General features: G+C 62.9%; 20 protein-coding genes. 6 read left to right on the forward strand and 14 right to left on the reverse strand.

Annotation, left to right across the window (positions count from 1 at the left end):
• Together FHX11_RS23380 and FHX11_RS23385 are read right to left on the reverse strand one after the other, a co-directional pair.
• A partial coding sequence (locus FHX11_RS23380; RefSeq protein WP_184361613.1) for an efflux RND transporter permease subunit occupies positions 1-860 on the reverse strand: 860 nt, incomplete at its 3' end.
• Positions 861-868: 8 nt separating this feature from the next.
• A complete protein-coding gene (locus tag FHX11_RS23385) occupies positions 869-2161 on the reverse strand; it encodes an efflux RND transporter periplasmic adaptor subunit (RefSeq protein WP_348649732.1) in 1293 nt (430 codons plus the stop codon).
• A 104-nt stretch (positions 2162-2265) separates the two neighbouring features.
• On the opposite strand from FHX11_RS23385, the gene FHX11_RS23390 reads away from it, so the two are divergent.
• Positions 2266-2955 (forward strand): TetR/AcrR family transcriptional regulator, encoded by a 690-nt coding sequence (locus tag FHX11_RS23390; protein WP_184361616.1) that lies wholly within the window; start codon positions 2266-2268, stop codon positions 2953-2955.
• 136 nt (positions 2956-3091) lie between these two features.
• On the opposite strand, the gene FHX11_RS23395 is transcribed toward FHX11_RS23390, so the two are convergent.
• The 7 genes from FHX11_RS23395 to FHX11_RS23425 all read right to left on the reverse strand — a co-directional run bounded on the left by FHX11_RS23395 (position 3092) and on the right by FHX11_RS23425 (position 9025).
• The gene (locus FHX11_RS23395) at positions 3092-3334 is read right to left on the reverse strand and encodes a hypothetical protein (RefSeq protein ID WP_184361620.1); all 243 of its coding nucleotides are present in this window, start codon (positions 3332-3334) and stop codon (positions 3092-3094) included.
• Between the two features lie 132 nt (positions 3335-3466).
• Complete coding sequence (locus FHX11_RS23400; RefSeq protein ID WP_184361623.1) at positions 3467-4192, reverse strand: TfuA-like protein; 726 nt, start codon at positions 4190-4192, stop codon at positions 3467-3469.
• Complete coding sequence (locus FHX11_RS23405; protein ID WP_184361628.1) at positions 4189-5376, reverse strand: YcaO-like family protein; 1188 nt, start codon at positions 5374-5376, stop codon at positions 4189-4191. The genes FHX11_RS23400 and FHX11_RS23405 overlap by 4 nt, the downstream gene beginning before the upstream one ends.
• 85 nt (positions 5377-5461) lie before the next feature.
• Positions 5462-5734: a hypothetical protein gene (locus tag FHX11_RS23410; RefSeq protein ID WP_184361631.1), complete on the reverse strand. Its 273-nt coding sequence runs from the start codon at positions 5732-5734 to the stop codon at positions 5462-5464.
• A gap of 29 nt (positions 5735-5763) precedes the next feature.
• Positions 5764-7713 (reverse strand): DNA-binding protein, encoded by a 1950-nt coding sequence (locus FHX11_RS23415; RefSeq protein WP_184361634.1) that lies wholly within the window; start codon positions 7711-7713, stop codon positions 5764-5766.
• Positions 7714-8064: 351 nt separating this feature from the next.
• Entirely contained in the window at positions 8065-8523 is a 459-nt protein-coding gene (locus FHX11_RS23420) for a helix-turn-helix transcriptional regulator (protein WP_184361636.1), read from the reverse strand.
• Positions 8524-8719: 196 nt separating this feature from the next.
• Positions 8720-9025 carry a hypothetical protein gene (locus FHX11_RS23425; RefSeq protein ID WP_184361639.1) on the reverse strand — a complete coding sequence of 102 codons (306 nt, stop codon included), beginning with the start codon at positions 9023-9025 and terminating at the stop codon, positions 8720-8722.
• A 267-nt stretch (positions 9026-9292) separates the two neighbouring features.
• On the opposite strand from FHX11_RS23425, the gene FHX11_RS23430 reads away from it, so the two are divergent.
• The 4 genes from FHX11_RS23430 (at position 9293) to FHX11_RS23445 (ending at position 13135) form a co-directional block, all read left to right on the forward strand.
• Complete coding sequence (locus FHX11_RS23430) at positions 9293-10306, forward strand: ABC transporter substrate-binding protein (RefSeq protein WP_184361642.1); 1014 nt, start codon at positions 9293-9295, stop codon at positions 10304-10306.
• A gap of 109 nt (positions 10307-10415) precedes the next feature.
• Positions 10416-11234 (forward strand): ABC transporter ATP-binding protein, encoded by an 819-nt coding sequence (locus FHX11_RS23435; protein ID WP_184361645.1) that lies wholly within the window; start codon positions 10416-10418, stop codon positions 11232-11234.
• A 13-nt stretch (positions 11235-11247) separates the two neighbouring features.
• Entirely contained in the window at positions 11248-12129 is an 882-nt protein-coding gene (locus FHX11_RS23440; protein WP_184361648.1) for an ABC transporter permease, read from the forward strand.
• A 292-nt stretch (positions 12130-12421) separates the two neighbouring features.
• Entirely contained in the window at positions 12422-13135 is a 714-nt protein-coding gene (locus tag FHX11_RS23445) for a DNA helicase (RefSeq protein ID WP_184361651.1), read from the forward strand.
• A 39-nt stretch (positions 13136-13174) separates the two neighbouring features.
• Here FHX11_RS23445 and FHX11_RS23450 read toward each other — a convergent pair whose 3' ends face one another.
• The 4 genes from FHX11_RS23450 to FHX11_RS23465 all read right to left on the reverse strand — a co-directional run bounded on the left by FHX11_RS23450 (position 13175) and on the right by FHX11_RS23465 (position 18656).
• Positions 13175-14590: a sensor histidine kinase gene (locus FHX11_RS23450; RefSeq protein ID WP_184361654.1), complete on the reverse strand. Its 1416-nt coding sequence runs from the start codon at positions 14588-14590 to the stop codon at positions 13175-13177.
• Positions 14580-15248 carry a response regulator gene (locus tag FHX11_RS23455; protein ID WP_184361656.1) on the reverse strand — a complete coding sequence of 223 codons (669 nt, stop codon included), beginning with the start codon at positions 15246-15248 and terminating at the stop codon, positions 14580-14582. The genes FHX11_RS23450 and FHX11_RS23455 overlap by 11 nt, the downstream gene beginning before the upstream one ends.
• An 85-nt stretch (positions 15249-15333) precedes the next feature.
• Positions 15334-17124, reverse strand: a complete 1791-nt coding sequence (locus FHX11_RS23460) for an alpha/beta fold hydrolase (protein ID WP_184361659.1) — start codon at positions 17122-17124, stop codon at positions 15334-15336.
• An 11-nt stretch (positions 17125-17135) separates the two neighbouring features.
• Positions 17136-18656 carry a polysaccharide biosynthesis C-terminal domain-containing protein gene (locus FHX11_RS23465; protein WP_246781130.1) on the reverse strand — a complete coding sequence of 507 codons (1521 nt, stop codon included), beginning with the start codon at positions 18654-18656 and terminating at the stop codon, positions 17136-17138.
• A gap of 189 nt (positions 18657-18845) precedes the next feature.
• On the opposite strand from FHX11_RS23465, the gene FHX11_RS23470 reads away from it, so the two are divergent.
• The gene (locus FHX11_RS23470; protein WP_184361662.1) at positions 18846-19700 is read left to right on the forward strand and encodes a glycosyltransferase; all 855 of its coding nucleotides are present in this window, start codon (positions 18846-18848) and stop codon (positions 19698-19700) included.
• Here the strand turns inward: FHX11_RS23470 and FHX11_RS23475 are convergent.
• A complete protein-coding gene (locus FHX11_RS23475; RefSeq protein ID WP_184361665.1) occupies positions 19667-20869 on the reverse strand; it encodes a glycosyltransferase family 4 protein in 1203 nt (400 codons plus the stop codon). The two genes, FHX11_RS23470 and FHX11_RS23475, sit on opposite strands and share 34 nt — an antisense overlap.
• Positions 20870-21065: the final 196 nt, after the last annotated feature.

A 21065-nucleotide genomic window follows, 5' to 3' on the forward strand; every position in this document is an offset into this window, starting at 1 on the left:
GCCGAGGGATGGCCATTATAGGTGCTCGACGTGGTATAGCTCTCCGCGCCGAGCTCGACGGTGGCGACATCGTTGAGGCGCACCAGCGAACCGTCGGACTGGCTTTTCAGGATGATGTTGTTGAACTGCTCGGGCGTCTGCAGCCGGCTCTTGGCGGTGACCGTCGCGTTGAGCTGCTGGCCCTTGCGCTGCGGCAGCGCGCCGAGCTGACCGGCCGAGACCTGCGAGTTCTGAGACTCGATCGCCGTGGTGACGTCGTTGACCATCAACTGGTATTTGGCGAGCTTGTCGGGATCGACCCAGATGCGCATGGCATAGCCCGAGCCGAAGATCTGGGTGTTGCCGACGCCTTCGATGCGCTTCAGCGTGTCGTTCAGCGTGCTGGCAACATAGTCGGCGAGATCGTTGGAGTTCAGCTTGCCATCGGTGGAAACGAAGCCCACGACCATCAGGAAGTTCGAGGTCGACTTGGAAACGGTGATGCCCGTCGACTGCACCGTTTGCGGCAGCTGCGCGGTTACAAGCTGCAGCTTGTTCTGCACCTGCATCTGCGCGACGTCGGAATCGGCCTTGTTGGTGAAGGTCAGCGAGATCGAAGCCTGGCCGGTCGAGGTCGAGGTCGACGTCATGTAGTCGAGATTGTCGATGCCGGTCATGCCCTGCTCGATGACCTTGGTCACCGAGTTTTCGACGGTCGCGGCATCAGCGCCGGGATAGGTCGCGTTGATGCTCACCGTGGTCGGGGCGATCTGCGGATATTGCGAGATCGACAGCGTCAGGATCGACAAGGCGCCGGCCAGCATGATGACGATGGCGATGACCCAGGCAAAGATCGGCCGGTCGATGAAAAAACGAGACATCGCTTACCTCACTTCTGGGTGCCGGAAGCGGCTTTTGTATCGGTCTTTTCCAGGCCGGCCTGCTCGGCCGGCTTGCCGTCGCCCGCTGCCTGCTTCACCTCACCGGTCGCGTCGTCGATGGTGACGGCGGTGGCGTTGACATCCTGGCCGTCGCGCACGCGCTGTACGCCTTCGACCACGACCCTGTCTCCATCGGTCAGGCCACTATTGACCAGCCAGCTATTGCCGATGCTGCGCTGTACTTTCAGCACTCGCTGCTGAACCTTGCCGTCGGCATTGACGAAGAAGGCCGTCGGCTCGCCCTTGGTGTTGCGCGTCACCGCCCGCTGCGGCACCAGGAAGCTGTTTTCGGCAACGCCTTCCTGGATCGTCGCCCGCACATACATGCCGGGCAGAAGCAATCGGTCCGGATTGGGGAAGACGGCGCGCACGGTGATGGTGCCGACGGTTTCCGCGACCGCGGCTTCGGCGAATTCGAGCCTACCGGTTTGCTTGTACTGGGTGCCGTCTTCCAGCGTCAGGTGCACGGAGACATTGTCGCCACTGGTCTTCAGCCGTCCCTCCGCGATGGCACGGCGGAATTCGAGCAGGTTGGTGCTCGACTGCGTGACATCGACATTGATCGGATCGAGCTGGCGGATGGTGGTCAGCGCCGTCGTCTGGTCGGCGGTGACCAGCGCACCGACCGTCACCGCCGAGGCGTCGACACGGCCGCCGATCGGCGCGCGCATCTTGGTATAATCGAGATTGATGCGCGCCGTTTCCAGCGATGCCTTGGCGGAGGCGACATCGGCATTGGCCTGCGCCAGAGTGGACAGCGCATCGTCGAGATTCTGCTTGCTGACGGCGTCCTGGGCGGTGAGGCTCTTATAGCGATCGACCTTCGATTGCGCGCTCGGCACCGCGCCCTGCGCCTTCTGCAAGGCGGCAACGGCGCTGTCGTAGGATGCCTGATAGGAGGCCGGATCGATTTCGTAGAGCACGTCGCCGGCCTTGACCTCGCTGCCTTCCTTGAAATTGCGGCTGCGAATGATGCCGCCGACTTGCGGGCGCACTTCCGCGACCAGATAGGCACTGGTGCGGCCGGGCAGTTCGGCGGTGATCGCCACCGATTGCGGATGCAGCGTCATGGCGCTGACCTCGGTCTTGACGGCCGGGACGTTCGTTTGAGCCGACTTCTGCTCGTTGCAGCCGGCCAGCAGCACCGTGGCAGCGATCCCCGCGGCGAGGAGCGAGATCCGGTTGGACGGAAAACGCGTGATTCGCGCTGTACGTGCGGATGCAGGGGTAGAAGAGACGATCTTTCCCACGTTGCTATTTCCTATTGTCTTATTTACAGTACCGGCTAGTACGAAAATATTAGCGTCGTGCTAAATGTCAATCTCATTCGGCTGTTAAGGTCAAGATGCAACTGCAGACTGAGGCTGGGGCTGGGGCTGGGGCTGGGGTAGGGAGCACGGATCAGGTCGCCGGCCGCCGTGCGCGTGGCCGCCCGAAGACGGTCAGCGACGATGCGCGGCGTGCCGGGATCATCGCCGCCGCGCGCGCGACCTTTCACGAATTCGGCTATGGCGGCACCACCATGGATCAGGTCGCGGCGCGCTGCCGGATTTCGAAGCAGACCCTTTACCGGTTGTTTGCGAGCAAGGCGGACCTCTTCATGGCCATCATCGGCGAGCACCGCGCCTCGATGCTGGCATTGCCGCGCGATCCGCAGGAAAACCTGCCGCTCGACGAGGTGCTCGAGCAGATCTTCATGATCGACATCGACGAGGCGGCGGAACGCGACCGCGAGGCCTTCATTCATCTTGCCTTGCGCGAGGCCCAGCAATTTCCAGAGATAGCGGCGCTGTTGCGCACCTGCGGCGCCGAGCAGTCGCGCCAGATGCTGGCCGATTGGCTAAGCCTGCAGCAGAGGCAAGGGTTGATCGATATCGCCGATGCGGAAAGCGGCGCGCGCATGCTGATGAACATGATCTTCGGTGCGATGATCACGCTTCCCGGCAGGGTAAGCGACTGGCCGGACCGCGAGACCCGCCTGCGGCATTTGCGGCAATGCATCGCGATCTTTCTGAAAGGCGTGCGGCCGCGCTAGAGCGGCTCAGCGTTTCCTGAAATTGCGCTGCGGCGTTTCAAGCCCGGTCTCGCTTGCCGCAAGGACAAATGCCGGCACGGTTTTCGACCATGCCGGCATGCCCCGCCCCCGTGGTTGAAAAAGCAGCCTGTAGCGCCTAGTGCGCGACGGCTATGCTCGCCTTGTCCGTCCCCTCGCCAAAGAGCGGTGTCTGCAGGCCGTTTGCGTACATTTCCTGCAGCACGGCGCCGAGTGCGAGATCCAGGCACCAGACCGGGAATTCGGCATTCAGGCCCTTGGCGCTCTGACGCGCGTAGGTGATCAGTCGTGCGATGGATGCCAGCTCTTTCAGAGAGTCGGAATCCTGATTGGCCGTTTCGATAGGAAGTATTGCGTTCATGTCTTGCCCCTTTTGCCCCCTGTTCCGGGCGTACTCAAACTCAGCGCCAGGAACATGAGCAGACACTACCGCATGTCTGCGGCATTGGCGCGTGACATACTGCGTGACACGAGGAGAGATTGTGCAGCGTGTTTACGGCGCAATTTCAAGGCGGTGAAAGGCCGAGCGCCACAGGCTGTTGGCCTGGAAGATCCAGTCGTGCGGGGCCTCTTGCCGTGCGTCGGGGCAGGCGGCGAGCACGTCCAGCAGCTGAAGCGCGTCGATCCGCTTCTGGTTGACGGCGTGGGCGCGCAGGAGGGCGGCAATCGCCGGCCGGCGGGCCGGGTCCGGCAGAGCGGCGGTCTTCGTTATCGAAGCGTAGGAGAGCGACTTGAAATACATGGTCTCGGCGGATGCCTGCAACGCCGCACGCTCGGCCTCGTCGATAGCGCCGGTCTCGGCCAAGGCCTGCAAGGTCGCCTCGATATTGACCAACGGCTCGCTGAGCGGGCGGTATCCGAGTTCGGCGGGGGCATGGATCTGCGCGACGGCGGCATCGTCGGCAAGCGCCCCGGAAACATAGGCTTCGAAGATGCGGCCGATGCCAGTCATGCCGAAGGCGGCGCATTCGGCGGCGCGCAGGGCGCCCATACTGGCGGCACCATAGACGCGGACACCCTGCGACAGGGCGAACAGGATTTCCTTGTGCCAGACCGGCGCGACATTTTCGAAGAAGCCGTCGATCAGGCCGATGGCATTGGCGCCGTCCTCCAGCGCCTTGACGATATCGCCCTTCTGCGCCGGCCCGCGAAGCGTGATGCCGGGATCGGCGATCTCGGCGGCGTCGGGAAGCGTGGGGCCGACGAACAGGATCTTCATAGCAGTTGCAAGGTTTTCGAGATGGCGCGATAGCCGAAGCGGCGCTTGCGCTCCCCGGCGGGATTTTCGAGCTGCGGCACCACGAGCTTGGCAACCGCGAAAGGAAGAGAGGGGTCGGCGAGCGGCAATGCGATGGCCGAGACGATGCCCGCCTGGCGCAGGCGGCCGATCGTCAGGTGCAACAAGGCCTCGGCGCCTTGCGGCAGGACCGGTTTGGGTCTGTTGGTGATGTTCGGCGTGGCGTCGAAGCAGCGGCGAATGCTGTCGGGCAATTGGCGAGTGAAGGTCTCGGGCCGGATATCGTCGCGGGCGCCGCTGATGAAGGTCAGCCGCGATTGCGCCGCCTCGGTTACGGCGCGGATCGCTGCCCGCACCGGCGACGGATGCGCGCCGCTGCCGAGGGTAACGTCGAGATAGCGCACATGTTTTGCGTTGGCGATCTCGCCTGGCCCAAGGAGGGCGACGAAGACCGGTATGCCGATATCGCTGGTGATATCGAAGAGCTGCAGCGTCAGGTCCGCGGAGGTGATCTTGGCGATCAACCCGTCCAGCACCGGATCGGCGAAGGAGGCGGGATCGATGCAGGCGCCCATGCGCAATCCCGGTTCGGCGATGTCCCAGAGGATCTCGGCATCGCGTTCGATGCGTTCGAGCAGGCCATGTAGCAGGGCCTCGGTGAGATTGTTGCCGGAGGCAAGCCCGTCCGAGGATTGCCAGAAGCGCGGGTTGCGAATGGTGCGATCAAGCGTCACGGCAGCAAGGGGAACCCAGGCCGGCTTGCCGGTGAGAAGATCATAGCCTTCGGCCCAGGCGATCTCCTCATCGTCATCGATATCCCGTTGCCCCTGCGCGATGAGCGCGGGCAAGGGATCGGTGCAACGCCCCTCGGCTGTCATTTGCCGGCGGCTGACGGTCATGGTCGGCACGGCGGGCGCGCAAGCAATATTGCGCTCCAGCGCTTCCATTGCCGCAGAAACCTTGGCGTCGAGATCGGTGATACCCTTGCCATTGTTGATGACGATCGAGCGGGCATTCGGGCTGATTGCCTGCCAGACGGGAATACCAATCTTGTCGAGCCCGGTCAGTCGGCCAAGGCGGGTTATGCCTTGAGCTGCAAGATGGGGCTCGATCCGCCGAAACGTCTCCTCGGGGGAGCAAACACGGTCCGAATAGCGAGGCCGCATCAAAGGCTCCTCCCAGCTCGAATGCCTGCCAAGGAATTCGGCCAGGGGGGCCTTCATCGTCGGTGCCTCGCTCACCGGGTTGGCGTCAATTGTCAAACCTGCCGCTTGCCGCGCCTTCATCGAATCGCGTGCTGGCGGGAGTCTCATCGAACCGGCCGCTAGCGGCATCGGCCGCGCTGCCGACGGTGACGGCCAGATTGACCCCTCTGGTGATCGTCGCGCCGGCATTGCGCAACTGATCGATGGTGGAGAGGGCGCTGCCCGGTTGCGGAGCGAGCGGAGAAATGGTGCCCGCGCTCAGATCGGCCAGGTAAAGTTGCGTATCACCCGCAATGCCTATTACGACGAAATTTGCCATGCTCAAATCTCCATGGATACATGTATTGCTCAAAAACCTGCGCGTCGCAGTCCCTCTCGGTAATGATCTTTTTGCCATTGTTCCCGAACGGGAACAATAGAGAGCCAAGTATCAATATCAAAATCGGGATATATTTCTTTGACTTTACGCACCAGTGATTTGGCTTTGCGCATGTTGCCTGCCATGGCGGCGCTGGCTGCCGCGAGCCGGGCTGCCTGCGAGGGGTCAGCCATGCGCTCGATATAGGCATTGGCCTCTTCGTAGCGTTCGAGCGAATAGCTGGCTCCGGCGGCGGTCCAGAAATAGAGATCCGGGCTCAGCGGATTGAGCTTGATGGCCTGCTCGACCTTTTCGAGAGCCTCGGCTGGTTTCGAGGCATGCTGCAATGTATCGGCATAATCGACGATCAGGTCGGCATGATGCGGGCTGATGGTCTCGGCGAGCTTGAAGGCTTCGACGCTTTCGTCAAAGGCTCCCTGGTACAGTTTGACAACACCGAATTGATGGTATCCGCTTGCGATCTCCTGACCGGTGGCAATTGCTTTTCCGGCTTCTTCCGCCGCCAGATTCAGCAATTTGGCGTCGCCCCGCGCCGTCACCAGCCATTCGAGATGATAGGTTCGCGCCACGCCGCTCAGGGCCGGCGAGAAATAAGGATTTTCCTTCAAGGCTGCCTGGAACGCCTTGCGAGCCCTGCGAATGTCCGGCAGGTCGAGATGTTTCAGGTGGCGCTGGCCGAGCAGATACTGGTGATAGGCTTCCGGATTGCGCTCGAAATAATCACGGGAGAACTCGTTGCGTTCGATGTAGCCGGCGATGGACGCGACGATGCGTTGTGCGATTTCGCGATGTTGGCGGGGAAGGTCCCCCGCCTCCATGCTGAAGCGCTCGGCCCAGATGACTTCGTCATTTCCGGCATAGACCAGTTGCGCAAAGAGCCAATAGACATTGCCGTCGAAACTGAGCCTGGTGTCCAGCACATAGTTGATGTCGTGTCGTTCCAACATCGTGCTGCGATCAAGGTCGAGCGCGATCCTTTCCGCCGTATAGTGCGCCACCATCGTCACGGTCTTCAGCACGCAAAGCCCGACCGTAATGTCCTCCAGCAGCGCCGAGGCGAGAAAGACGGCCGTCTGGTGGTTTCGCGCCAGGTTGACCGGCGGCAGCAGCGTGAGCCTTGGAGGGCCGCGCAATGTCGGCGGAACGATATCGACGCGTGGTCTTGTCTCCTGCCGGGGTTGAGGCTCGACGCCGCGCTGGCGTTCGAATAGTCGCCGCGCGACGCCGAGCGTCTGCGGATCGGGATCGACGGGCAGTTCGCCCCAGCGATATTTCCGGCGGTTTTCGAAAATATTGCGGGCGCTTTCGAGCTGGGGTTCGCCGGCATAGGTCTGCCCGAGGAGCTGATAGACCGCCTCGTCCTCGGGATAGGCTTCGAACAGGCGCAGCGCGGCTTCCTTGACGACGGTCGCGTCGTCCTTCTCGTCCATGGCGGCGACGGCAGCGCGCAGCGTCGTCAGCATTCGCGTCCGGAATTGGTCGCGTTGCGTGCGCAGCCACATGCGCGCAAGGCCGCCGATGACCTCGGTGCGGGCGAGAAAATCCCAGCGGCCGAGTTGCAGCAATTCTTCCAGTGCCGCGTGCGGATCGGTTTGCGAGACGGTGTTGACGAGCGAGAGGTCGCTGGCAAAGGCCCCGATCTTCACGCTCACCGCCGCCGGCCCGATCAGCAGCAGCTCGGTGCCGAGTTCGTCCTGCCGGCTTTTGACGCGCGACAATGTTTGCCGCAGGTTGGCGAGCGCCTTGTCCAGCGGTATGTCGCCCCAGAGAAATTCCGCAAGCTCGGCACGGGATTTCTGCGGCGAGGCATTGGTCAGCAGATAGCAGATCGACAGCAAGCCCTTTTCCGGAAAAGGCACGGTCGAACCCGTTCCGTCGACAAGACGCAGGTCTCCAAATGTCAGCAGCTTGAAATCCATGCTTCCCCAACTGCACCCGGCAGCGTCACGGGCATGGCGATCGCCGTATCCGTGTCGCTTGCAATCACCGTTATCGTTGGTGACGGCAGGGTGTCATTCCGATCTGGTACCCTACATTACGATGACTGCAATTTCATGGCAATCACCTGCGTGTCCTGCTTGCGGGTGGAAAAATCCGCAAGCAGCCTGGGTCGTCTCAGATATGAGCCGGAACGAACCTTATCCGTGGGGCGGATGGCGTTCCGGGGGGCTTTCACGGTTGCGGTCGTTGCGATCGACGGACTTGGGGAACAATCTTCTCACGCGATCGTGTTCGCGCCTCGCCCGTGCGGGTCGGACGAGGCATCGCGGTCAGTTCCGCAGACTGACGGAAACTTCTGCCGCCGACGTGGCATGCACGATGACCGGCTCGGCGGTGCTGGCCAGCGATTTGACGAGCGTCAGCACGGACTGGCGGATGCCGGGATCATTGATCTTCATGAAAGCCTTGTTGAGGCTCAATCCTTCCTTGGAGGTCAGGAAGTCGGAAAGGTCTTCGAGGCCATTGATCGCGCCGAGGCCTTCCGTCGTCAACGGCTGCGAATTGTCCTGCTGGAAGAAGAAGGCGACCGGAACCGCCAGAACGCTGGCGATCGCCTGCAGCCGGCTGGCGCCGATGCGATTGGTGCCCTTCTCGTATTTCTGCACCTGCTGGAAAGTCACGCCGATTTGATCGGCAAGCCGCTCCTGGCTCATGCCGAGCATGAGCCTGCGCATTCTCACGCGCGAGCCGACATAGGCGTCAATCGGATTTGGTACTTTTGCACTCACTGTGAAATCTCCTCATTTTGAACGGGGGACCCAGCGGACGCCACCTACAGATGCCCGGGGAGGAGGCAAGGAACATGTCCCCATGTCTGCCCGCTCAGTGTGTATTAAATGCTGGCGAAATTCAACTAAAAGTTCTTGGTGGCGGCCTCTTTCCTCGATATCGCGCCGCGGCAAACGGCAGAAAAGAAGGCTTGCGTCAGTGAGGGTTGAAGACGGAAGACGATCTGCAGTTGTAGACGGGGCATGTTGGATTATCCTTGGTCGGAATGCTTGTGCGCGCTGCATACTGGCCAGTGCCGCACTGGCCGTTGCCGGACACATAACGGTCATAAAGGGTTAAATTCCTGTTTTTCGAGGGATAACGCAGCAGCACCGCCCGCTCCCTCGAAACGATCTCCTGGACGGATGCGCAGCTGCGTCCAAGCGAATCGTAATGGGAAATAGCCTGAGCCGGGCCGACGACCGTCGTCAGAAGAAGAAGGGCTGCAGCTATTGCTTTCATGGTTCGTCCCGATTCACGGCGATGGCTGTCTTAGATAGGCGCCAAGAACGTTTCGCCAAGGGTATCAAGGATATGACGTGTGATGAATCTTCGGCGGAGCGTTGGTCGCGGTGGCGCGGAAAACAAAATCGGCACTGCCGCCCGGCGGGATTTTTCATTGAAAGCTGACTGAAAGGTTGGCCGCGCTAGGCTTGCTCAGCTTCGTGGAGGAAGCATATGCCGTGCGACGATCATGTGACGCAGGCATCCGAACAGGAGGAGACATTCATGCGTTCATCGCGCACGTTTTTTCATACCGTAGCCCTTTCCCTCGTCATGACGGCCGCATCCCTCGGCGCGTCTGCGGCGCATGCCGCCGACAAGATCTCGATCATGGTGGGCGGCTACGAAAAGCAGATCTATCTGCCGGCCAAGCTCGCCGAATCCCTCGGCTACTTCAAGGATGAAGGCCTCGACGTCGAGCTTCTGAACGAATCCGCCGGCGTCGACGCCGAAAACCAGCTGTTGGCCGGTGCCGTCCAGGGTGTCGTCGGCTTCTACGACCATTGTGTCGACCTGCAGGCCAAGGGCAAGTTCATCAAGTCCGTGGTGCAGTTCAGCCGCGCTCCGGGCGAAGTGGAGCTGGTCTCGGCCAAATATCCGGACATCAAGTCCTTCGCCGACCTGAAGGGCAAGCGCGCCGGCGTCACCGGCCTCGGCTCGTCCACCAACTTCCTGACGCTCTACATGGCATCGAAGGCCGGCCTGTCGCCGGCTGACGTCACGCCGGTTCCGGTCGGCGCCGGCCAGACCTTCATCGCCGCCATGCAGCAGGACGCCATCCAGGTGGGCATGACCACCGAGCCGACGATCTCCCGCCTCATGAAAACTGGCGAAGCCAAGATTCTCGTCGATCTGCGCACCGTCAAGGGCACCGAGGACGCGCTCGGCGGCACCTATCCGGCAGCCTCGCTCTATATGGACGCGGCCTGGGTCGACGCCCATAAGGAAGAGGTGCAGAAGCTGGCGAACGCCTTCGTCAAGACGCTGCGCTTCATCAATACCCATTCGGGCGCCGAGATCGCCGACAAGATGCCGAAGGATTTCTACGTCGGCGACAAGGACGGCTACATCAAGGCTCTCGACGCCGGCAAGGAAATGTTCACGCCGGATGGCGTGATGCCGGAAGATGGTCCGAAGACCGTTCTCGCCGTGCTCTCCGAGTTCTCCAAGAACGTCAAGGGTAAGACGATCGACCTGTCGAAGACCTACACGACGGAATTCGTCAAGAACGTCAAGTAAGCAATCGTAGCGCCGCTTCCGGCGGGTTCCGGAAGCGGCCGTTCAAGAGACTTTGCAGTTCACTGGGCTTTGCGTGCACGCCCCGAAGGCACGCGTCAGGATCAGCACCATGCAACAGGATGAACGCCGCACACCGGCGATCGAGCTCATCAATGTCAGCCGCCGTTTCGTATCGCCGACCGGCAAGTCGCTGACCGCACTGCGCGAATTCAACATGACCGTCGAGCGCGGCGAATTCGTCGCCGTCGTCGGCCCGACCGGCTGCGGCAAGTCGACGACCCTCAATCTCGTCACCGGCCTCGCCAAGCCGAGCGCCGGCGAGGTCCGCCTGATGGGCGGTCCGGTCAGCGGCATCGATCCGCGCGTCGGCTTCGCCTTCCAGACGGATGCGCTCTTCCCCTGGAAGAACGTCATCGACAACGTCATGTCCGGCCCGCTGTTCCGTGGCAAGTCGAAGGCCGAGGCGGAAAAGAGCGCCAAGGACTGGCTTGCCCGCGTCGGCCTTTCGAAGTTCCTGCATCACTATCCGCACCAGCTCTCGGGCGGCATGCGCAAGCGCGTCTCGCTGGCGCAGACCTTCATCAACGAGCCGGAAATCCTCTTGATGGACGAGCCCTTCTCGGCGCTCGACGTGCAGACCCGCACGGTCATGCATGAAGAGCTCCTGAAGCTGTGGGCCGAGCGCCAGGCTTCGGTGGTCTTCGTCACGCACGATCTCGAAGAAGCTGTCGCCTTGGCCGACAAGGTCTATGTGCTGACCGCCGGCCCCGCGACGGTGAAATCGGTCTACACGATCGACCTGCCGCGCCCGCGCGTCGTCTCGGAGATCCGTTACGAGCAGAACTTCATCGATTATTGCAAGACGATCTGGGACGACCTGCGCGAAGAGGTCGAAACCAGCTATCGCCGTGCCGCGGAAGCGGCATAAGGGAGGATTGATCATGGCAAACACAGCTCTCGAAGCAGGCAATGCTCCGATCTTCCGCGCCGGCACCTCGGATGCGGAAATCGAAGCGGCGGCCTTGAAGGCGATCTCGCGGCGCAAGTATGTCGTGTTGTTCTGGCAGGTGGCCATCCTGGTCGCCATCCTCGGTCTCTGGCAGCTTGCCTCGGACCTGCACTGGATCGACCCGTTCTTCTATTCCAGCCCGACCGGCATCGGTTACAGGCTCTATGAATGGATCACCGAGGGCACCGAGAGCGGCTCGCTCTGGTACCATCTCGGCGTCACGATGGAAGAAGCGCTGATCGGCTTCGTCATCGGCTCGGTCACCGGCGTTCTCGTCGGCGTCGCGCTCGGCCGCAACAAGCTCGCTTCCGACATCCTGTCGATCTACATCAAGGCGATCAACTCGATCCCGCGCGTCGTTCTCGCGCCGATCTTCGTGATGATCATGGGTCTCGGCCTGCCGTCCAAGGTGGCGCTCGCCTTCATCATGGTGTTCTTCGTCGTGTTCGCCAACGCCTTCCAGGGCGTGCGCGAGGCCGACCGCAACATGATCGCCAATGCCCGCATCCTCGGGGCTTCGAACTGGCAGGTCACCCGCAACGTCATCCTGCCGTCGGCGATGAGCTGGATTTTCGCAAGCCTGCACATCTCCTTCTCCTTCGCGATCATCGGCGCCATCGTCGGCGAGTTCGTCGGTTCGCTGGCCGGTATCGGTTACCTGATCTCGATCGCCAAGGGCACTTACGACGCCGCCGGCCTCTATGCCGCGATCATCCTGGTGATGGTGGTCACGCTCGGCGCCGAATATGTGATGACGCTGGTCGAAAACCGCATCACCCGCTGGCGTCCGCAGCAGAGCATGGACGTGCAATAAGCCAGCCGGTTTTCCGGCGCCTCCCAAGGCCAAGGCCGGGCGTTTCGCCCGGCCTTTTGCGTTTCGAAGCCCGGCGTCGACGCCTTGCGGACGCGAATGGAGACGATGCCGGCGAGTGCCGATTTCCGCCGGGCGAGAATCAGTCTATGTTCCATCTCCGGCAAGGCCCATGCCTCCCCCCTCCGTCGGGAAAGTATCGTTCATGCAGGGCTCATCGATCATCGAACCGACTGTTCGGGCGCCAAGCATAAGGAGGGATTGCGATCGCAGCTCGCAATAGGAGGTTTTTGACATGAGGCTTTCCGCCCCACTTTATCGACTGAAGCGCAAGGCGCGGCTGATGTCGCGTGCGCAGAACATCCCGCTGCATCAGGCACTTGATCGCATAGCCGCCGAGGAGGGCTTCCGCGGCTGGAGCCTGTTGGCGACGCGGACCGAGGAGATCACCCCTGCCGGCGAGATATTTTCGCGGCTCAATCTTGGCGACCTGGTGCTTCTTGGCGCCCGTCCGCGCCACGGCAAGACCCTGATGAGCCTCAGGCTCGCCGTCGAAGCCATGAAAGCCGGCAATCGCGGCATCTTCTTCACGCTGGAATATACCGAAAGGGATATTCAGAGCCGCTTCGAGGCGATCGGCGCGACCTTCGAACATTTCAAGGGTCTGTTCGCGTTCGATACCTCCGACGCGATCAGCGCCGACTATATTATCGAGAGGCTGGCATCGGCGCCCGGGGGAACGCTTGTCGTCGTCGACTATCTGCAGATCCTCGACCAGGACAGGCAGAAACCGGAATTGATGGCTCAGGTCCGGGCATTGAAAGCCTTCGCGCGCGAGAAAGGGCTGATCATGATCTTCATCTCCCAGATCGACCGATCCTACGAAACATCGGCGAAAGCCTATCCGGATCTTGCGGATGTCCGCTTGCCGAATCCGCTGGATCTGACCCTGTTCGACAAGACATTCTTCCTGAACAGGGGCGAAGTCCAGCTTCGGGCGGCGGGATAACGGTCCGCCTCATCGCGATTGCCGGCGGTTTGAAAACGATCAGACCGCCGGCAGTTTCACGGTGACCAGTAGGCCGCCCTCGGCCGCGTCGCCGAGCGTGACCGAGCCGCCGGCGCCGTCGACGACTTCGCGGACGATGGCGAGCCCGAGGCCGCTGCCCTCCGGCTCCGTGCCGATGATGCGGTAGAAGCGCTCGAAGACCTGGGCGCGCTCGGCCTCCGGAATGCCGGGACCACTATCCTCCACCCACAGCAGGGCATCGTCGCCGTTGCGCCCGACGCCGACCGTGACCCGGCCGCCCGCGGGCGTATAGCGCAGGGCATTGTCGACGAGGTTGACCAGCATTTCGCGCAGCATCAAGCCGTCGCCCTCGACATGCACGGGCGCATCGCCGGCTTCCAGCCCGAGATCGATGTCGTGCCGCAGCGCCTCCTCAGCCAGCGTCTCCAGGACGCGCCGGGCGGTGGCGACGAGATCGATCGTGTCGTTGCGCGGCCGGCGGCTGCCGGGTTCGGCCCGTGACAGGGTGAGGAGCTGGCTTGCCAGCCGCGTTACCTGCCGCGTGCTGGAACGCAGCGCCTGCAGCGCCTCGTCGCGCCTGGCATTGTCGTTCTCGCGCGCCGCCACGCTTGCCTGCGTCGAGATCAAGGCAAGCGGCGTGCGTAGCTGATGGGCGGCGTTGGAGACGAAGCGGCGCTGCGCCGCCATCTGGTTCTGCACGCGCTCCATGTGGTCGTTGAGGGCGTGGACCAGCGGCCGCAATTCGCTCTGCACCATATCGGGCTCCAGCGGGTCGAGACGCTGGCGGCCTCGTTCGCGCACGGCGTCGCGCAGCCGCAGCACGGGCGCAAGGCCGCGCTGCAGGCCGACGATGGTCACCAGTCCGGCGATCAGCACCAGCCCGAGCTGCTTGGCGAAATCGGACAGCCACAGCCGGCGGCGCATGGCGTATTGGCTGTTGTGGGTGACGGCGACAGTGACGGAGATCGTGCTGTCCTCGCCGAGTCCGACGATCGGGTGGTTGAGCAGCATCAGCCGCACGTAATCGCTGCGAAAGACCGCATCCTCGCCGACCTGCTGCCGCCTTGGCTGCGGCAGGCCCGGATAGCCGGCGATGAGATTCCCCCAGGCTGTCACAACCTGGTAGAAGACGCGGTCGCCATAGCCGGTGTCGAACATTTCCAGGGCGGCGGGCGGGATGTCGACCTGCACGGTGCCGCCGGGATCGACGTGCACGGCCTCGGCGATCACCCGGGCCGAGGCGAGCAGCGTATGGTCGGTGATGAGATCGGCGGTGATGTCGGCCGAGCGGAAGCTGAGATAGAGATTGATGCAGATCGCGCCGATCAGCGTCAGCACCACCCAGGCGAAGAGCTGCGCCCGCAGGCTTGAGGTCAGCCGCGCTATCGCGCCTCGAAGGCGTCCTTGCGGGGGGAGGCTCTCGTCATTGCGCATGGCGGAGCAGATAACCGAGGCCGCGTAGCGTGGCGATCTGCACGGCGCTGCCTTCGAGTTTCTTGCGGACGCGGTGCACGTAGATTTCGATGGCGCTGGTGTCGGCGAGGTCGTCGAAGCCGAAGACGCTTTCCGACAGCGCCGTCTTGGTGACGGTGGTGCCGGCCTTCATGACGAGATGCTCGAGCACGGCATGTTCGCGCGGCGTCAGCGCCAGCATTTCGCCGGCCAGGAAGAACTGCCGCGTGCCGCCATCGAACAGCAGGTCGCCGACGGCGATCTCCGGCGCGGCGCGATCATGGCCGCGGCGGACAGCGGCGCGGATGCGTGCTTCCAGCTCGGCGATTTCGAAGGGTTTGGCGAGATAGTCGTCGGCGCCGCTGTCCAGCCCGGTGATGCGACCATCCAGGCTGGCATTGGCCGTCAGGATGATGACCGGCACCTTGTTGCCGGCCTGGCGCAGCCGCTTCAACAGCGTCAATCCGTCGATTTTCGGCAGGGAGAGATCGAGAATGACGACGGCGTAGCCCGCCACTTTGAGCATATGTTCGGCATCCTCGCCGTCATAGGCGATGTCGACGGCATATTGCGCCTGACGCAGCGCCTTGCCGAGCCAGGACGCCAATTCGCGATTGTCTTCGACGATCAGGAGCCTCATGGCGCGACTATACAGCAAGTGCTGGATATTGCGAGTGTTTTGGGCTGTTCGGCCTCTTCGATATACTCAGAGGGCGCCACGGGTTTTATCGCCCGCCGAGCCGCAATCCCATCTCCCGCACTTCCCGCAAATAGGCTTCGCGCGCATGTGGTGGCGTCAGATTGTGATCGGCATCGGGGATGATGACGAGGCGGGTGCCGGGAATGGCCGCCAGGCCGGTGCCGTCCTCGCCGAAATGTTCGCGGAAATGATCGAGGCCGATGTCATGGGCGCTGTAGATCAGCGTCTGGTCGACATTGCGTTTGGAGAGCGCACGGAAGCCGTTCATCACGATCTCGTGCTCACCGGCGAAGAAGGGAAGGGTGCCGAGCAGCGGGCGGCCCAGCCGCACGGCACGCCGTGCCAGCGCCGTGACGATATTGCGCGCCGCGCTGCGGGCATCGATCTGACCATCATAGAGCCGCTTCAGCGTTTCCAGCTGCAGGAATTTCTGGCCATAGGTCTCGAGCGATCGCGGCACGAAGCGCAGGGCCTCGTCGACGGACAGGGCTTCGTCCCAGACGAAGGCGTAGGGATTGACGGTGATCAGACCATGGCAGCGGTCGTCGTGAAGGGCCGTCTGAAAGGCAAGATAGCCGCCACTGCAGCGGCCGACGGCGAAGGCGGGCAGCAGCTTTCGGGATTCCAGCAGATCGAGGGCGGCGCCGACGTCCAGATGCTGGTCGCGCGAATAGAGCACCTGGTCGGGAGCGTCCGGGCGCGGCGGGCTGTCGGCGACATTGGCCGTGTCGAAGCGCAGCGAGGCGATGCCGTCGCGGGCGAGCGACCGCGCCATGCTGACCGACATGCGGCCCCATCCGGCATGGCGGTCATAGGCCGTGGTGAGCAGCAGCGCCGTTGCACCCTTTCGCGCGCCGATCGGTTCGCAGAGAATGCCGAACAGGCGATCTCCTTGCCCGAAGCGCAGGGGCGTTTCGCTAAAGTCGTCGCCCTCCAGTGCATCGGCGCGAGGGGCGCGGAGAATTTTGCGCGATGCCGTGGCGGGTTTCGCGGCGATCGATTGCAGCCATTGCAGAATGCCGTGACCGGTCTCGAGCGGCATGGCGGCGACGGTCGGGTTCGACACCAGCGCGTCGTAGCCTTCATAGATGGCGTGCTCGACATGAGGGCCGAGGGTGCGCAGATGCGCAGCGAAGTCGGCATCGCCCGGCCGGCCGGGCCGGGTCAGGACAAGGCAGTTCGGCGCGCCGACATCGGCAAGCGCCATCAGGTTGAGTTTGCGGACGGCGGCAGCAATGCCGTCGGGCATCCGCAGGCTGGCGATCGCGATCCCGTCGGTCTGGTATTGCCCATCCGCAAGGCCCATGCCCTCGTCGATCATCTTCGACCACACGGTGAGTTCGCGCAGATAGGCGCGGCCGGAGATCGTCGGTGCGAGCAGGGCGATGCCGTCGACAGGCCGCAGGCGCTCGGCGACCTGGAGGGCGACGGCGCTTCCGAGGCCCTGGCTTACGAGAACCAGCCGTTCGCAGCCGGAGAGGCAGCGCAGCATGGCGGCGGCGGCGAGCGCCGTATCTTCCCAGGGCGTCAGCCCTTCGCCGGGATCGGCAATGTCCAGCGCATCGCCGGTGCCGGCATAGTCGAAGCGCAGGCTGGCAATGCCGGCCTTGGCGAAGTCTTCCGCCAGGATGCGCCAGAATTTGCGCGTGCACATTTCCTCGAAGCCCCAGGGGCTGAGGAACAAGACGGCCGTCGCGCTTGCCGGCGCGGCGGCGGGCATGAACAGGCCGACGGTGCCGGCGAAGGTCACCGGCATGGCGGCGGCCGTGATCTCCCTGGATGTCTCTTCGTATTCGGCGGCTCCCCAACCAGCCATGGGCATTCTCCTCACGTTCGGTGCGGTGTCAGCAGCGCCAGTGCATGAATGGCAATCGGATGCACCCGTCGCGGCAGGCGCGTCGCGATCCTTTGCAATACGGCGATATCCTCCGGCGGCACGGCATTCAGCAGCCTGAGCGTCAGGCCATAGACCAGGACACCGGCGATGATAGCGCCGGCAAGGCCCGGCGTGCCCGGCAGGACATGAATGAAGCCATAGGCCGCGGCGGCGCAGAGCACGGCGGCCGTCGTCACCTTGGCGAGGTTGATGAACATGCCGCGCATCGAGCCTTCAAACTCCATGTGGCGCACCATCAGCAGGCACATGACGGTAAAGGCCAGCAGCCGCACCAGTGCCGCCCCTTCGCCGCCATAGAAAGGCACGGTGACCAGGCAGCCGAAGATCATGACGGCGCTAGCGATGGCACCGATGACGGTGCGCTGGCGAATGCGGCCGATGGAATAGAGATATTGCGTGCAGATCTGCATGAAGACATAGGGCGCCGCCGTCAGCGCCAGCAATGCCACCGTGCCGCCGCTCGGGCCGAAGGGCTTGCCGAAGATGGCGATCACCAGCTCGGGTGCGATCGCCGCGAGGCCGAAACTCATCGGCAGGGTGATGTAGGAGATGCTGCGTGCCACGCCCTCGAAGACGCGGATCGGCAGCCTGTCGGAGGCTTGCGCATGCATCTGCTCGGAATAATAGGGCAGCAGGCTGCCGCTCAATTGCACGGGAAGCTGCAGCGCGAGATTGGCGAGCGACAGGCCGACGGCATAGAAGCCGACCGCCTCGATGCCCCAGTAATGCTGCAGGAACAAGAGCTCGATGCGGTTGAGGAAGATCGAGCTGTTGATCAGCTCGATCGACAGGATGAGCGAGGAATTGACGAGATAGCTGCGGCTGACACCGCAGCTGTTGCGGCGCGCGGTAGCGATCTTCAGCGTCGAGAAGAACATCGGCAGCTGGCCGAGCGCATAGCCGGCCAATGCGCCGCTGACGCCGAAGAAGACCGCGCCAAGGAGCACGGCGCCGAGCTGCAGCGCCGAGCTGACCAGCGTCATGCGGAAGAAGGCGCCAAGCTCCTGCTCGCCGATCAGAAAATTCTTGCTGTAGGCGCCGAGCGACTGGAGAACGAAGAAAATGCCGGTAATGGTGATGATGGCGGATGTGCCGCCAGCCCAGTGCAGCTGTTCGACTTCCCGGTAATAGGCGAGATAGCCGGCAAGCAGGGCGAAGGTCGACAGGATCGTCGGCAGCACGAGATAGGCGGCGAAGCCGCGCCGTTCCTCGGCCGAATAGCCCTGCACCTTCAATTGCGGCAGGATGCGCAGCAGCGTGACGCCGGTGCCGAGTTCGGCGATCAGAGCGCCCGTCATCGTCAGCCAGAGCGAGAAAGCGATGATGCCGTTGGCCTCGGGGCCGAGCAGGCGGGCGGCGATGATCGAGGAGACAAAACCGGTCGCGAGCAGCGTCAGTCCCGCCGCCGCGTTCAATGCCGAGTTCGCCATGATGCTCTTCGTCATCGTCATGAAGACTACCGTTTCCCAACTCGCGGACATTGACTGCAAAGATCCGCATCTTCATGCAAATAACGCCTGCTCTATTTCATATGCCTTAATATTTACGGTTTATTCCTATTGTAAGTTTCGTTTCTACTTTGGCTAATATTCAATCCCGCTGATATTGGCTGCGTGCCCGCTTCCCCCGGAGGGTTCTCGTTGTTCAGCCTGGTCGTCTGTACGATCGATCGCTTCGATCAGCTGGAGCGGCTGTTCCTGTCGCTGACCCGTCAGCGGCTCGGGGATTTCGAGGTGATCCTGGTCGACCAGAACGGGGACGACAGGCTCGTGAGCCTGATCGAGCAGTTTTCGACCAGCCTGACCATTCGGCATATTCGTTCGGCCAAGGGACTTTCGCGGGCGCGCAACAATGGAATGGCCGCCGCCAATGGCGACTATATCGGTTTTCCCGACGATGATTGCTGGTACAGGCCCGATACGATCGAGACGGCCGTGCGGCTGTTTGTCGCGCATCCGGAGCTTTCCATCGTCACCGGCCGCACCTTCGATGCGCAAGATCGGGTGTCGCTCAGCCCGACCGGATCGGGTTCGATGCCGGTCACGCGCTGGAACTATCTGCGATGCGGCAATTCCAACAGCATCTTCGTGCGTCGCGCCGCGCTGGCCGACATAGGCGGCTTCGACGAAAATCTCGGCGTCGGGGCGGACTCGCCGTTCCAGAGCGGCGAGGAGGCGGATTTTCTGCTGCGTGCGCTGGCGGCCGGCAAGCGGCTGACCTTCTTTCCGGATCTCGTCGTCCATCACGACCAGGTCACCGGCGACCATGGGCCTCGGCAGGTCGAGCGGGCGCGCAAATACGGCCGCGGCTTCGGCGCCCTGATGCGCAAGCAGGATTTTCCGTTTCTCTATGTCGGCTATCGTCTCTGCCGGCCCATTGCCGGCTGGCTATTGGCGCTGGTGCGATTCAATCCCGATCAGGCGCGCTGCAAGCATGCCTGGCTGATCGGCATTCTGGAAGGCTATGCCACCTGGCCGCGCTGGCGCAGGGGCTGATGCTGCCTGCCCCTGGGGGTCATGGCTTCGGCGTAGACGTCCATATAGCGCTGCGCCACCTCTTCCCACGCATAGGCGCGGGCATCGCGCAGCAGCTCTTCCCGCAGGCTGAGATCGTCGGCCTCAAGGCGCTCGAAAGCGACGGTCAGGGCATCGGCCGCGGCTTGCGGATCGGCGAAATCCGATAGGATCAGCCGCGGATGGGTCTCGGCGAGCGCCTTGTAGGCATCGTTGGTATGCAGCACCGGCAAAAGGCCGGCGCTCATCGCCTCGATCGCGACGAGGCCGAAGCCCTCATATTCCGAAGCGGACGCAAACAACGAGGCTCGGGCGACGATATTGCGGATGGCGGCATTGTCGATCGAGACATGCAGCGACACATGGCGGCCGAGATCGCGGGCGGCGATCTCTTTTTCCAACGTCGCCTGATCGAGATCGGAGACGGCGCCGATCACGTCGAGATGCCAGTCGGCATCGCGTCCGGCCAAAACCTTCATCACGTCGAGCATGCGGTCGAGCCGCTTGTTGACCGAGAAGCGGCCGATGGTGACGATGCGGCGGCGGGCCTCGAGGGCGGCGCAATTGGCGAATTTGCCGACATCGGCGCCGTTCTCGATCAGGCGGGCGCGGCGGCCGGCAATGCCGGAGAACAGTCGCTCGTCCGAGCGGCTGCAGCAGACGAGATCGGCATAGGCGAGCGCCGAAAGCCGCGTCAGCGTCTTGAACCAGACCTTCTTGATGGCGGCGTATTTCGGCGTGTGGAAGAAGCCGCCATGGGTGGTGGCGACCATCGGGCGGCCGTGAAACAGCTTGCCCCAGGCGAGTGCGTCGAAGAAGAAATCGACGGCATGAACATGGATCAGGTCGGCATCGGCGATATGCCGGAACACCTGCGGCGCCAGCGGATAGCGGCTCGAGCCGGACCAGGGGATGCGGACGATCTCGATGCCGTCGATGGTCTCGTTCGCCGCCAGTTTCCGGGCGGGATCGGAGAACAGGCTGTCGCAGGTGATGACGCGGACGCGATAACCGCGGCCGGTCAGCTGCCGGCAGAGATTGGCGACCACATCCTCCAGCCCGCCCTTGTTCGGCAGGAACTGACGCACGACGTGCACGATCAGCGGCCCGCCCGGCTTCTGTGTCTGAATATCGGAAACCACCGATGTCATCGATCCGCCCTCGATCCTTGGGCTGCGTAAATCGCAGCACTCGGGCGCACGCAGGCGCCATCCCTCGATCAGCATGCGAGGCTGCGCAACGGACGGTTAAAAAGAGCTTAATCGCGGCCGAAAAGCCAAGCGGTTTCGGGCAAGAGGGTTAATATCGGGACGGACAGTCGGCTGGTCGGGTGGGTCTTGTGATGCG

Origin of the sequence: Rhizobium sp. BK602 (assembly GCF_014195095.1) — a bacterium.
Lineage (GTDB): Bacteria > Pseudomonadota > Alphaproteobacteria > Rhizobiales > Rhizobiaceae > Rhizobium.